Source organism: Rhodospirillales bacterium, from assembly GCA_020638175.1.
Classification (GTDB): Bacteria; Pseudomonadota; Alphaproteobacteria; order Micavibrionales; family Micavibrionaceae; genus JACKJA01.
In genome coordinates, this window is the sequence record JACKJA010000002.1 from 1946760 (window position 1) to 1959782 (window position 13023).

General features: G+C 50.6%; 13 protein-coding genes and 2 tRNA genes. 1 reads left to right on the plus strand and 14 read right to left on the minus strand.

Features of this window, described 5'->3' with window-relative positions; all coding sequences use genetic code 11:
* Positions 1–17: 17 nt before the first annotated feature.
* From H6868_09775 to H6868_09800, 6 genes are all read right to left on the minus strand, one after another.
* Positions 18–92 (minus strand) — tRNA-Phe (locus tag H6868_09775).
* A 101-nt stretch (positions 93–193) separates the two neighbouring features.
* Entirely contained in the window at positions 194–1426 is a 1233-nt protein-coding gene (locus tag H6868_09780; GenBank protein MCB9989601.1) for a ribonuclease E/G, read from the minus strand.
* Between the two features lie 6 nt (positions 1427–1432).
* The gene (maf, locus tag H6868_09785; protein ID MCB9989602.1) at positions 1433–2002 is read right to left on the minus strand and encodes a septum formation protein Maf; all 570 of its coding nucleotides are present in this window, start codon (positions 2000–2002) and stop codon (positions 1433–1435) included.
* Positions 2002–2220 carry a translation initiation factor IF-1 gene (gene infA / locus H6868_09790; protein ID MCB9989603.1) on the minus strand — a complete coding sequence of 73 codons (219 nt, stop codon included), beginning with the start codon at positions 2218–2220 and terminating at the stop codon, positions 2002–2004. Before infA ends, maf begins: the two co-directional genes overlap by 1 nt.
* Positions 2221–2296: 76 nt before the next feature.
* A complete protein-coding gene (locus tag H6868_09795; GenBank protein MCB9989604.1) occupies positions 2297–2728 on the minus strand; it encodes a response regulator in 432 nt (143 codons plus the stop codon).
* Positions 2725–3486, minus strand: a complete 762-nt coding sequence (locus tag H6868_09800; GenBank protein ID MCB9989605.1) for a HAMP domain-containing histidine kinase — start codon at positions 3484–3486, stop codon at positions 2725–2727. The genes H6868_09795 and H6868_09800 overlap by 4 nt, the downstream gene beginning before the upstream one ends.
* Positions 3487–3675: 189 nt before the next feature.
* Between H6868_09800 and H6868_09805 the strand changes: the two genes are divergently transcribed.
* Positions 3676–5763, plus strand: a complete 2088-nt coding sequence (locus H6868_09805) for a YjbH domain-containing protein (protein MCB9989606.1) — start codon at positions 3676–3678, stop codon at positions 5761–5763.
* Between the two features lie 13 nt (positions 5764–5776).
* Here H6868_09805 and H6868_09810 read toward each other — a convergent pair whose 3' ends face one another.
* The 8 genes from H6868_09810 to H6868_09845 form a co-directional block, all read right to left on the minus strand.
* A complete protein-coding gene (locus H6868_09810) occupies positions 5777–6553 on the minus strand; it encodes a tetratricopeptide repeat protein (GenBank protein ID MCB9989607.1) in 777 nt (258 codons plus the stop codon).
* 58 nt (positions 6554–6611) lie between these two features.
* Entirely contained in the window at positions 6612–7238 is a 627-nt protein-coding gene (locus H6868_09815; protein MCB9989608.1) for a pilus assembly protein N-terminal domain-containing protein, read from the minus strand.
* 108 nt (positions 7239–7346) lie between these two features.
* Positions 7347–8414 carry a response regulator gene (locus H6868_09820; protein MCB9989609.1) on the minus strand — a complete coding sequence of 356 codons (1068 nt, stop codon included), beginning with the start codon at positions 8412–8414 and terminating at the stop codon, positions 7347–7349.
* A 584-nt stretch (positions 8415–8998) separates the two neighbouring features.
* A complete protein-coding gene (locus H6868_09825) occupies positions 8999–9409 on the minus strand; it encodes a hypothetical protein (GenBank protein MCB9989610.1) in 411 nt (136 codons plus the stop codon).
* A 429-nt stretch (positions 9410–9838) separates the two neighbouring features.
* A complete protein-coding gene (locus H6868_09830) occupies positions 9839–10465 on the minus strand; it encodes a hypothetical protein (GenBank protein MCB9989611.1) in 627 nt (208 codons plus the stop codon).
* 278 nt (positions 10466–10743) lie between these two features.
* Positions 10744–12117: a site-specific integrase gene (locus H6868_09835; protein ID MCB9989612.1), complete on the minus strand. Its 1374-nt coding sequence runs from the start codon at positions 12115–12117 to the stop codon at positions 10744–10746.
* 282 nt (positions 12118–12399) lie between these two features.
* Positions 12400–12474: transfer RNA gene (locus H6868_09840), tRNA-Val, on the minus strand.
* Positions 12475–12607: 133 nt separating this feature from the next.
* Complete coding sequence (locus tag H6868_09845; protein ID MCB9989613.1) at positions 12608–12970, minus strand: response regulator; 363 nt, start codon at positions 12968–12970, stop codon at positions 12608–12610.
* Between the last annotated feature and the right edge of the window lie 53 nt (positions 12971–13023).

Sequence of the window (13023 nt, forward strand, 5' to 3'; positions counted from 1 at the left end):
GATTTTAAATGAAAAAATGGTGCCCAGGGGCGGAATCGAACCACCGACACGGGGATTTTCAGTCCCCTGCTCTACCCCTGAGCTACCTGGGCGCTCATATCAAGAAAACGGCGGGGTAAGCCGTCAGACAAAAGCTTATAGGCAAATTAAGCCGCGCTGTCCAGATTGAATTTACTCTTTTTTCGCGGGTTTTTTAAACGGCTTCGGTCTCGACCCGGTCGATCAGCGGCGGCGTGCGGCGCTGACGGGTTACCTCCATCAGCCCCAGCTTGGTCAAACCATGGACCTGCACCGTGCAAGGATCGTTGTTAAACGCGTCTTCCAGCGCCTTTTTCAAACTATCCTCTTCCGGTTTCTTTTTCATTTTCAGGAAATCAATTACCACCGCGCCGCCCATATTACGCATGCGGAGCTGCCGGGCGATTTCCTGCGCCGCTTCCAAATTAATCGCCAGCGCCGGACGATCGTCCCCGGCCCGGTTAACGTCAATCGCGGTCAAAGCCGCCGTTTCCTGAATAATCAGCGTCCCGCCCGACGGCAACAGCGCATAGGGATGAAACAGCGCCTCGATCTGACCGGTGATTTCGCGCTCCTCAAACAGCGCCATATCGGTCTGCGCCCCCGGCAGTTCCACCGGCACAATCTTGGTCACGAGATCCGGCGCGTAAAGTTCGCACCATTCCTCGACAATCTGATAGTGATCCATAACCGTGATCTCGACCCGGTCGATGGTCTGGCCGGCATTATCGCTTATCAAACGATGAATGGCGTCCGGCCCCTCCATAATCAGGGCGGGCTGCTCCCCCGAAAAATAATCCTGCAACTGGCTCCAGATCGCGTTGAGAAGCTTTCCTTCACGCACCAGAACATCAGTCTGCATGTTGGCCGACGCCGCCCGCAAAATGCACCCTTCGCACTGCCCCATAGCGTCCAGCATCGACAGCATTTGCGCCCGCAGTTTTTTATCGCGGATACGCTGGGATACCCGGTTTTCATGCTCCAGCGGCAAATGGATCAGATAACGCCCCGGCAGGGAAATATTCATGCTGACCCGCGGATTTTTATCCTCCAGCCACGGATGATCGCCATTCGGATCGGCGGGCAGATAGGCGCTTTTTGCCTGCACGGCGATCATCTGGCCGGGATGAAGAACCTTGCCGATCGCCACATCCCCGCCTTTTTTGTAAGAACCGTCTTTCTGTTTGATCCGCACATCGGCATTGTGGATCAGGCCGATATTCTCGCCATCCAGATTCACAAACGCGGCATCCTGCGCCGCATCGATCCGGGCGACCTTGGCCCAGTAAACCGACCCCCAGCGCACTTCCTCATGCGCCGGATCAACCTCCACCCCCTGCAACTGGCCTTTTTTATCAACCGCCGCCGCCCACAGGCTGCCGTTCAGTTCTTCGATCAGGATATCCAAGTGCTTCTAGCCTTTCATAAATCCGGCGCCACGTAACATGGCTATTGTATCATAAAGCGATAGCCCGACGATATTGGAATAAGACCCGTTGATGGATTTGACGAAGACCTCGGCGGCGCCCTGAATGCCGTAACCGCCCGCTTTACCTTCCCAGTCACGGGACGCGACATAGGCGGCTTTCTCGGAATCGGTCAGGTATTTGAACTGCACGGTCGTGCTGCTGGTACGGGAAATCAGGCTCCCCCCCGGCGAAGCCAGGGCAATACCGCCAATCACCCGATGCCGCCGCCCGGATAACAAATCGAGAAACCGGCGCGCCTCAGCTTCATCCGCCGGCTTTTCAAGAATACGCCGTCCGGCCGCCACCGTCGTATCCGCCGCCAAAACCCACGCATCCGGATATTTTTCGGCAATAACAAACGCCTTCCCGCGAGCCAGCCTCTCGACCAGCGCCCGCGGCGTTTCGTGTTTCAAAGGCGTTTCATCAATATCAGCAGGAATAACTTCATCCGGCACGATCCCTGCCTGCGCCAGCAAATCCAGACGGCGGGGCGATGCGGATGCAAGAATAAGCATTATTTTTCCCGGAAAATAATCCGGCCCTTGGTCAGGTCGTAAGGCGTCATTTCCACAACCACCGAGTCACCCGCCAGAACGCGAATGCGGTTTTTACGCATTTTCCCCGCCGTGTGGGCGAGAATTTCGTGATCGTTTTCCAGTTTTACCCGGAACATGGCGTTCGGTAACACTTCCGAAACCACGCCTTTAAATTCCATTAAATCTTCTTTGGCCATACAAGTCTCTTTTACAAATCCGCAGGAAACAGTCCTCGCAGATACAGTGAAAATTTTATATCAGCCTTTATATACGTTAACTGCACGCGGATTGCAAAGAGGTTTTCTTATGGCGGTTTTCATTGATATGCCTGAGGATAGCCCTTAATTCGACTTCCATGCGGGTAACAGAGCATGGTTTTTGAATAAAGCTGGTCGCACGGGAATAACGCGCCGCCATACACGACTCCAGCCCTCCGCCTCGTCCGGTAATAATAATTACCGGCATGTCCGAGCCTCTATCCCGCAAGGATTTTAGAATATCCATCCCCGAAAGCCCCGGCATGTTCCAGTCACAAATAAGGATATCGACTTCATCGGAATGGGTTTTAATAAATTCAAGGGCGCAGACGCCATTATCGGCTTCGTTGATACATGTAACACCGATAGCGTTAAGCATAGTACGCAATACAACCCGTATTTCAGCATAATCATCAACAACCAGAACCTTCAAATCACTCAAAATCACGACAGACCATCCCGCAACAAGCTTTTTTCAGATGACGTAAGCAACGGCAGACAAATGCTGATCGTTGTCCCCTGCCCCGTCTCGGATTCAACGTCGATATGACCGCCCATACGCGTTACGACACCTTCCACGATCGACAACCCCAGACCGGTTCCCTTACCCGGCCCCTTCGTCGTATAAAACGGATCAAAGATATGAGACTTCGTTTCTGCATCCATGCCGGCCCCATCATCGACCACTTGCATGCAAACAAAAGAAGATCCCCTCTTCTTCGCAAAAACCTTTATCGTGTTTTGAGCATCTTCCTGTCCGGCCTCACAAGCATTCATCACCAGATTAATCAGAATACGGGCCAATGAATCCCGCGCGCCCTTTACATACAACCCTTCTTCAAAATCCAGAAAAAGCTGTGCCCTTTCCTGAACATAAGGCTTCAGAATATCAACCTGCTCCTGCACAAACGCCGCCACATCGATGACCTCATCCTGCGCGCCACGCCCGCCAACATCCAAAAGCCGGCCAGTCAGTTCCGACCCACGCATCACCGCCTTGCGAATGCTCTCAAGACATACCCGTTCGGGAGCATCTGCAGGAATCTTATCCAGCACCACCCGCGCATGGCCATCAATAATCATCAGGATATTGTTAAAATCGTGGGCTATGCCGCCCGCCAGTTTTCCAAGTGCCTCCATTTTTTCACGTTGTTCTGCGGCCGACGACACAGCGCAACCACTTTCTGAACGCTCAACATTGCCCATAGCATTTCCTTCTCCCCGTTTAAATCAGATGACTTATCCCCTCTCACCCATAATACAACTTAATGTTGCCTTGATAAAATAAAAATCCGGCATTTAAGGCTTTGACATACCATCGTACATTACCGACAATCTTATAAGTATTTAAAAGGCTTCTTTGTCATCGGGCCTATTTCACACGGCAACGCAATCATGCAACCACACGCTGTTTTTTTCATCTTCAGTCTTTGCATACTCAGCGGCATTTCTGTTGCACGTGCCGAACCATCGGCAACCCCGTCCCTGTACGGCATGATGGGCCTGAACACGGTTCCCGGCGCCCGGATGGAAGAAAGCGGTAATGTCCGCGCCTCACTTTCAGCCATGGGTCCTTACGCACATGCCGGCCTTCACGTGCAAATAGCCACGCCGTTATCATTGACACTACGGCAAACCGCCCGCCTTTCCTCACAAACAGCATCAACCGACAGGCTATACCCCGGACTGGATATCAAACTGCGCCTGATGAAAGAAAGCACCTACGGACCGGAAATAGCCTTGGGCGCGCTCTCCGCCATCGGTCATAAACGCATGGCGGGGGAATATCTGGCCTTGTCAAAGCAATTTGGAAACTGGGATCTAACCGCCGGTATGGCGTGGGGACGGCTAGGCAGCGCCGGGCACATTAAAAACCCGTTGGGGTTTCTGATGTCACGCTTTGATAAAAAACGTCCTCTGGACGGCGACAATCCCAGCGGACCGCATGACTGGTTTACCGGCCAGGATGTCGGTTTTTTGGGAGGCCTGTCCTATGCCACGCCGATTGATGGCCTGACACTGAAAGCCGACTGGAACGCCGACAAGTACAAAACGGAACAAGCCGCTTTTGGCTATCACACCCCGGCTCCGTGGTCTGCCGGATTTAGCTATAGCCCACGGCAATGGATACACATCGGCGCAGCCCTGATCGGCGGGCAGAAAATCATGGGGACATTGAACCTGCAATCCCCCCTGCAAAACTGGACGGGCCGCCCCACAAAAAAACATCCGCCAAAACCGCTTTACCCCTACAGGACAACAGCGGCCTTGCCCGGCGAAACACAAGCCGCCGCAGCCGTAGAAGGACTCCAGCTTGAAGAAATTAAACAAAAAAACACCGAAAGCTGGAGCCGGCTGATCGTCCGACCTGATTATGCCCCCCTGCCACAACAAATCGGTCACGCCGCCCGCCATATCGCCAACAATGCCGACCCGACAGCGGAAACGCTGGTGGTTATGCCCGAAATCTATGGCCTGAAAGGACCGAACATCGCCCTGAACCGCCGCGATCTGGAACAAGCCCTGATACAGCATCAAGGCAGCCCGCAGGAAATCTGGCGCAGCGCCCACCTGAACGTCTCTCCGGAAAACATACCCGAATCCACGCCCCGTAAAGCCCCCTTTGCCGGGGAAAAGAAACTACGCCTGATTTTAGACAACCAGACCAGCCTGTCAGAAGACGATAACGGCCTTATCCATCGCTCCGCCCTGATCGCCGAAGGCCAGAAACAAATTTTGACACATATCGTAACCGGCGGCGCGCTCCGGCTAAATCTCCACAACAATCTGGATCAACTGGCCGGATACCGGCGTCCCCGCGCCTCTCCCACCCGTGAAGATATCAACGACTTCGCCCACCAACGAATAGCGCTGGACCGCCTTTATGCTTCCATCCTGCACAGTTTCGGTCCGGACATCCACGCCGCCGCTACCGCCGGATATCTGGAGGAAATGTACAGCGGCATAGGCGGCGAAGTACTTTACCGCCCGTTTGGCAAAACATTCGCGCTGGGCGCCGAGTTGTACCAGACCGTCAAACGTGATCCGGGCACGCCGCTCAATCTGCGGCATGCCGACGATCACCCCCTGACCGGTCACATACAAGGCTGGTACGAAATACCGGGCACTAATTTAACGGTACATGCCCGTGCCGGACGCTATCTGGCCGGTGACACGGGCGGAACAATGGGACTAACCCGGCAATTTGACAACGGCGCCCGGGTCGAAGGATTTATCACAGCCACCAATGACTCTGATCCCGATATTTTTGGCGGCGACACACATCTTTACAGCGGCATGACGCTGCGCCTGCCGATCGGAAACATCAAATACATCCCGGAAAGCAGTGAAGTACGTCTGTCCGCCGCGCCGTTAGGCCGCCACACCGGGCAAACGCTTGATCCGCCCTTGCCGCTTTACGAGCTAACAGAACCAATAGCATACCGTCATATCGCAGCACACTGGAACAAAGTTACTGAATAAGAAAACGAAAAGGTTATTCAGAGCCGCCGTCAATAACCGGCTTATGATCGGGTTTCGGCGCCGGAGGGGGAACATCCCAGCCAGCCGACGAAGGCTGCACCTGCAGAGCGCTGACAATCCGCAAATTCCGTTCGATTTCCATCCGCCCCGGCGAAGCCGCCTTGGCCTTGCGCAACGTTTCGATCGCTTCATCGAGGAACCCTTGGGAGGCCAGATTTAGCCCCAGATTATTAAGAATCGGACCGGGATCGCCGTCCCAGTTATCCAACCCCTTGCGGAAAGCTGTTTCGGCCTGCTTGTGATGCCCCTGCGCATCCAGCGCAATCCCCAACAAATGATAGGCCTGCCCGTTGTCAGGCTCCAGCAAAACAGCTTGCCGGGCAAATTCTTCCGAACCGGCATAATTGCCCAGCGCAGCCTGAATCGATGAATATTCAATCTTGGCATCGGCATTTTGATCGTTCTCATCACGTGCCAACGGCTCAATAATTCGGGCGGCCTGCGCCACGTGATCAGCCTCACGCAAGGCTCGTCCATATTTCAAAGCTGCATCCTTATCACCCGGATTACGCTGATAAACTCGCTCCAGAAGTTTTAGGTTTTCCTGCTTGTTGCCGCGCACTTCCGCGTTATCGGCCGCACGTTCCAGAACAGAATTGATCCGGTCGCCCCGGCTCGCCGCAGAGGGCGATTGCTGTGCCGTCGTCGTCTGGCACGCCGTAACACCGGACAAAACCATAATCGCCCCGCCAAGCAACAAAAACGATCGTGATTGTCTACTGTTCACCATGAAAGAAACTCCTGAGTCTGTCATAAATTTTTGCTAAACCGGCCGTCGTATAGAATAATTATTCCGTTCCCTCGGTTTCCGGCACATCACCGATCTGCTCGGCGTCACCAGCGGAAAGCCCGCTACCGGTACTCGCTCCGTCAACTTCCGGATTGATGGAAATTTCATGGCACATATCGGGACAATAATAAACGCTTGTACCTTGGCACTCGCCGTTACCGCTTCCTGCACATGTACGGCGTACACGGACATAATCTTCTTTCGGGCTGGCCACGATGACATGCCGTTGCATGATGACATTGCCGTTCTTGTCCAGAGCTGTGAAATATGTAGCCCCCGGCGCCCGTGGCACAACAAGAAGCCGCTGGGGTGAATCCAGCAAAATATTGGCATGCGCCGGATTACCGATCACGATGCTGCTGGCCGCCCCGTTCAAACGGACAATTTCAGTTTTGTCCGGTGACAAACGCAGCGGCGGATGCGTCGCATCATCAGCCGCCAGAGTCGTATCGGGATCAAAGCGAATTTCAACACTGGCCTGTGGCGGCATCAGGTCGCCAGAGCCTGTGTTATCTTGAGCTTGAGCTTGAGCTTGAGCTTGAGCTTGAGCCTGCACCTGCGCCGCGACAAAAATTACACACGCAGACAAAACTGTAATCGCAAAAATTCTCATTGACTGTTTCATGATAAAACCGTTCGGAAAAATGAAAAAAAGGCTAACGTTTGAACAAACCACCTCTTTCTATTATACCGTGATGGGCTGCAAATATCACCTTCTTTTTTCGAAGAGTGCCTATTTCGTCTTCATATCCGGCGGGATAAACTGGAAGGCCTGAGCTGATTTTGCAGGCCGCGCGCCCTCTTCATAATCCTTTGCCATCAATCCGGACATTGGATTTGGCCGGGTTTCAAGTTCAGAAACCGTGTCACGCGCCGCTTCATAAGCCTTGCTGTTCAAACTTTCAACCAAAGCTGTAAACTCTTCATCTTCCTCCGCCAAACGGCTGTAATGGCGTTTAATTTCCTCCGGTATCGTCGTCATCAATTTTTCAATTTTGAAAATATCTTTTTCCGACACGCCGCTTTCGAGGAACAAACCGATAATTTCACGCCACATCTGGTCGTAATCCGTAAAGGCGCTGACCTTTGCGTCGCCGCCGTCATTTTTCGCATCACGGATCCCCTGAAGCGTCGCGTCCTGCGCAAATTTCAACTTACGGAGAACAATCTCGTGATGACGCGTATAATGTTCAAACAAAGTCCGCATCAAGTCTTCAGCATCCTCGGCATCCGGCCATGATACAGCCGCCCCCCCGACATCCGGCGGCGAAGACGGCGCTGCAGTGGCCGTATCCTGCCGTCCGGCATCCTTGTCCTCTTGCCGGCGCCACGGTCCTTCATAATCATGATCGTCCTTACGGCGCCGATCCGGCCCGACATACCCTTCGACCTCTATAAAATCGCGCGGTGAATGCAGAACATAGGCGATACAGCGCGCAATAGAATCAACCGAATAAGGCACCAGCAACAATTCCGTCACACCGGCATCCCTGATTTCCGGAACAGAAAATCCGTCCGAATGCGGCGTAACGAGAATGACCGGCGCCTTGTAGTTAGGAGACTCACCAAACCGGTTACGAATATTCCGGGCCAATTGCAAACCATCGGCTCTTTTACTGTCCATATCGGTGATAACAATATCGGGGTTATGCTCTTTGAACAGCCAAAATCCATGACCGCTGTCGTAAGCCTCGTAGATATCCCTAACCTGTTGCAAACGCAGCGCCGCCGTAATCATTTTAGCGGTCGACGGCGTACTGTTCACGACCAGGACACTGATATCATTGAAATTATAGGACATTGAATTTCCTCTTTCTTGTCATCCATTCGCTCTGACAAGCACGCCCCCAGAACAACTGGGTACATCATATACCCAGACGAAACATGTTTCCAGTCCGTCATATTAACAGACCAGCATTAATAACAAGCATAAGAGGAAAATGGTGGGCGGTGGCAGGCCGCCTACATGTTTTTCTTAAACCCCGCTGTCAGCGCGTTCTAGCGAATGCGGTTGTTTAACAATACTCCTCGAATGTCACACTTATGGCACACTTTGTCAAGATTCTGGGAAATGGTTCTCCGGTTCGATCCCAGATTACGGGATGGAATTGACGCAGGCCGGACAAAGCCGTTCACAGGTGCTTGGTGTGCCCGTCCGGTAGGTAGTGACCTAAAATGTATTTCATCGTATCAGGAACGCTCTCGTCATACCCTCGTCAGGTATCTTATACGAATAGGCATACCCCACGGCATAATGGCAGGCCAATGCCACGCAGAAATAACACTAGCGCATAAAGATAGATGCTTACGGGCGCACAATCCCTTACGGGGGCATTTCGGATCGTGTGATTGTTAATTGGTGGCTTGCGGATTTGTAGTGAATTTTCAGGAGTAGTCTGCGATGAAGAAGCCTGTCAGCAGAACAACGCCAAGGATAAACGACATCAAAGATAACCATGTTGTGTATTCTGTTCCTCTCCACCACCGCATACGATTACGGGCTAAGCGATCTAGCTTAGCATTGTCATCTGGGTACTGGAACATAATCACCTCTTTCTTGTATATATAATATACTCCGATGCGGGCCAGCAAAGCTGATACCGTACTCAAGGTGAACAAGACAAGTAACCAGTGGTGATCTTCTAATAGTTCGATTACAGTGACAAACGCACCAACGTTAATTGTCACAAGTAAGGTTAATAATCCTTGACCAGCCTTATCAGCATGATCTCGTATCATGAGCTGATAGTCTTGGGATTGTCGTATGCTATGTAAGTATGATTTCTCTTTAGCCATGTTCTCTAATCATTAATCTTATATCTATGATTAACATATAGTAGTATTACCTCTGTGGTTAATACAGCTATATAATCATAGTTATATATATCTTGTATTATACAAGGTACTAATCACTGACTCATACACGGGGTATACCTATACGTGTCAAATTAGTCTGAATACATTATCTAACCATTGTAATTATTACAGTTAGGGTATGTGACAAATCTATAATTCCTTAACCTAATTATACCCTGTTATCCTATACGTCCACGTTTGACGAAAAAGCCGTGTGTACTGTGGTTTAAGGTATGGACACAAACTATCTGCGACTTGCTGTCCATTTTGACGAATTGTCGGACAAAGCCGTTCACGGGTAAATTGTATGCTTTCCTGTATGATTTGACCTTTGAACTTATTGAGCGTCTGTGAACCCTCCATGAACGGTCACGTCCGGTATGTTTCATGAGGCTGTGAGTTATGATCCTGAGATTGTCGGTGTCTCCAGTGCTCTGTAAAGTTTGTGACCTCCTCAGTTATTCTTGATATATCCGTTTTAAACTCGTTTACGAATTGCACTGCGTTTCTCTGTTCGCGCTCGGATAGCTTTCCGCCATAGAGTTTTATTAATTTCTGGCTAGCAGGAATAGCTTTGGGCATCATAAACTCTGTTAGAGCTACTCCACAAAATTTAATAACTTTTGGATTTTTACAGGCAGTACCGGATTCAATGGCTTCCAGTTCATTAATTGCATACATGAAGGCAATAGTGACAACAGGGACATTTCCTCGGTTTTCTCGGATGATTAGATAATACTTGAACAGCACAGAATACAGAAACTCCCAGTCATCCATTTCATACTCTTTTAAGCTGATTGCCTTCATTATGAGGATCATCAGGTTATCAGTTATTTCTTGTATGCAGCGGGTTTGATCCCAACTCGATACATCGGCTTTCTTTGTATTTGCAGTCAGTTCACGTGATTTATACAAAAGGGCGGTTAGAAGATATTGACGTTTGTTATAAACAAACCAAATGACGGTCGCAAAAACGATTAAAGTAAAAAATTCCATTCCAGACTCTCGTACCATAAGTAAACGACCACCGAGCTTGCGCTCTGGTGGCCGGGTGTTAAGAACCGCTCATGTGAGACGGCGCGATGATTTTAGCTTGCGCCTGAACATAGCATCGCCACCCGGCCTTAAGCCGAGGGCGACACGGATAACGGCAGTGTCTAGAATGCCGCACATGAGGGGTTCTTAAGCCCCGAAGCTCTCACATGAGAGCTCTGGTTGCGATGTTAGGGAATTAAGGAAGGTCCGTCAATCGAATAGGCCACGCTACGCACTGGCTAATAAGGCAGTTTTTCCAGTGCCTCTTTCATAAGTCCAAGGCGTTTGCTGTGATCGTAGTGGGCGAATGTTGAATCTTTACCAAGGCTAGAGCCTCGTATCATTTTAACCAGAGAGTCGTTTGTTCCGGCTTCCAAGAGCTGTGTCGTAATCGTGTGGCGCATGGAATGGAAGACGAGTTTGTCTGTCTTTAGTCCCAGCTCCGGTAAGAATTTGGTGTTAAACCAGACGGTCATCGCTTGAGTGTACCTGTGAGCCTTGCTGTATTTGATTTTCGGGAATAGGTGCTTGTAGCCCTTTGATCGTATGTCATCGACATATTCAATAAAGCCGCTATCCAGTATCTTCTGGTGAATTGGTAGTATGCGCTGGGAGCTTTTGTTCTTGAGGTGCTTTGTTTCTCCATTGCCGTTGAAATCAAAACACCATACGCCATCCTTCTGTATAATATCTTCTACGTGAAGCTGTGTAACCTCTCCCAACCGTGCCCCTGTGTATGCCGCGATAAGCGTAACCCAATAACGGTAATTGAGCCGTCCGTTTTTGATGCTGTCCCTCTCAATGGCATTGAGGATGGTTTTCATTTGTTCAGGAGAGAAGTCGTCTCTTGGCTTTTCACGCTCTGTGATGTCCAGTTTCATGCCCTCGAACGGGTTCTTTTCTATGATGTCTCTTCGTACCAGCCATGAACAGAAAGCGGCATATGTGCTTGTGTGTTCGTTCACGGTTTTGGAGGATATTTTCTCTAATCCATCAATCTGTACGGCTTGCGTAATGGTCTTTCCTTTCGCCCTCGTCTTCCAGTTCTTGGGTAAGGCTTCGATGATGTCCTGTACTTTTACAGCATTGGCCTTGGAGAGTGTCTCTGTGATGAAGTTTTGACCAAGTATGTCTGTCAATGTGGTGAAATAACGCCTGCGCTCTCCTTCGGTATGGGATGACCAGTTATTTCCCTTGAGCTGCCATGCGATGTATTTTTCAATAGCCTCGTTAAGTGGCGTTCTGGTTTTTAGGGATTGTTCGGCGGTGTTGCCTGTAAACTTGATATCCTGTGGATTATCATTAAAGGCGAGCAGGGATTTTAGGGCTTCGGGATACTGACGGATAAACTCTTTGTTGAATTGTTCGCGCTGTTCCGGTGTTAAGTCCAGATCAGGAAATAGCTCTGTAATCTTACGCTCTGATACGTCGACGATTGTATCGCCCTCGTAATAATCCTCAACGTCATAGCTTTGGAATTGGTCGAGCCATTCCTGCATGGATTTGCGTTCGCTCTTGTTCATCGCGCCGGATTTTAGGCGTGCTGTGCGTCCATCTTCTACAAGGCGGTTTAAGCCCTCTTTGACTGTGCTTCTGATTTGTTCGTAGTTCATGCGCGTTGTTCGTAATTTTCTTAATATCGTCTCCGCATGATACGACAGCATGTTTGCTATGACCATAGCTTCCCTTTGATTACTTGTGCGTAGAGACAGCCGTACATGGCTATTTTTGTGCTGCGGGTGTAGCTCTTTGGGTAAGGGATAGCGGAAGTAATAGACGTTGTGCCGTGATAGGCTGATATAGTTTGGTAAGGCCATTGAGAATGTCCCACTTTATGGCACACCTAGAATAGCTGTTCAGTTATGTATCTGATATACAAATGGGATTTAGGAAAATGGTGGGCGGTGGCAGGATCGAACTGCCGACCCCTACGATGTCAACGTAGTGCTCTCCCGCTGAGCTAACCGCCCGTTTAATGGCTTTCCGTGATCGGGAAGGTATCTGTAATAATAAATGCCGCCGATTGCAAGAGTGAAATGCAAAAATACGATTGCTTTCACGATAGTCTTGGCACCATCCTGCACACACGCCGGGAGAGAGGCATTAAGCCGCCAGCAAACGATCAACCTGATCGACCAGATCCTTGAGGTGAAAAGGTTTGGAAAGAAGCCGGGCATTACTGGGGGGTTGTGTCTGCCCGCCCATAGCCACCGCGGCAAACCCCGTGATAAACATAACACTCATAGCCGGCTTGAGCGCCGCCGCCTTTTGCGCCAGTTCAATCCCGTCCATCCCCGGCATAACAATATCAGTCAGCAACAGATCGTGATCTGTTTCCGCCATTAAAACCGCCAAAGCCTCGCGCCCGTCAGCACAGACATCAACATCGTGCCCGGCCCGGCGCAACGCCGCCCCCAGAAAATGCCGCATGGAGCTGTCATCCTCGGCAATCAGGATTTTCGCCATTACAAATCTTTCCCAACCATTTTTAAAACCCACCCTAATAAACGACAGGACAA

Excerpts from the sequence above, each read along its gene's own strand:
- H6868_09830 (MCB9989611.1), bottom strand. The coding sequence starts at position 10,465 with ATGGAATTTTTTACTTTAATCGTTTTTGCGACCGTCATTTGGTTTGTT.
- H6868_09805 (MCB9989606.1), top strand. The coding sequence starts at position 3,676 with ATGCAACCACACGCTGTTTTTTTCATCTTCAGTCTTTGCATACTCAGC.
- H6868_09810 (MCB9989607.1), bottom strand. The coding sequence starts at position 6,553 with ATGGTGAACAGTAGACAATCACGATCGTTTTTGTTGCTTGGCGGGGCG.
- H6868_09815 (MCB9989608.1), bottom strand. The coding sequence starts at position 7,238 with ATGAAACAGTCAATGAGAATTTTTGCGATTACAGTTTTGTCTGCGTGT.
- H6868_09845 (MCB9989613.1), bottom strand. The coding sequence starts at position 12,970 with ATGGCGAAAATCCTGATTGCCGAGGATGACAGCTCCATGCGGCATTTT.
- H6868_09800 (MCB9989605.1), bottom strand. The coding sequence starts at position 3,486 with ATGGGCAATGTTGAGCGTTCAGAAAGTGGTTGCGCTGTGTCGTCGGCC.
- infA (MCB9989603.1), bottom strand. The coding sequence starts at position 2,220 with ATGGCCAAAGAAGATTTAATGGAATTTAAAGGCGTGGTTTCGGAAGTG.
- H6868_09820 (MCB9989609.1), bottom strand. The coding sequence starts at position 8,414 with ATGTCCTATAATTTCAATGATATCAGTGTCCTGGTCGTGAACAGTACG.
- H6868_09835 (MCB9989612.1), bottom strand. The coding sequence starts at position 12,117 with ATGAACTACGAACAAATCAGAAGCACAGTCAAAGAGGGCTTAAACCGC.
- H6868_09825 (MCB9989610.1), bottom strand. The coding sequence starts at position 9,409 with ATGGCTAAAGAGAAATCATACTTACATAGCATACGACAATCCCAAGAC.
- maf (MCB9989602.1), bottom strand. The coding sequence starts at position 2,002 with ATGCTTATTCTTGCATCCGCATCGCCCCGCCGTCTGGATTTGCTGGCG.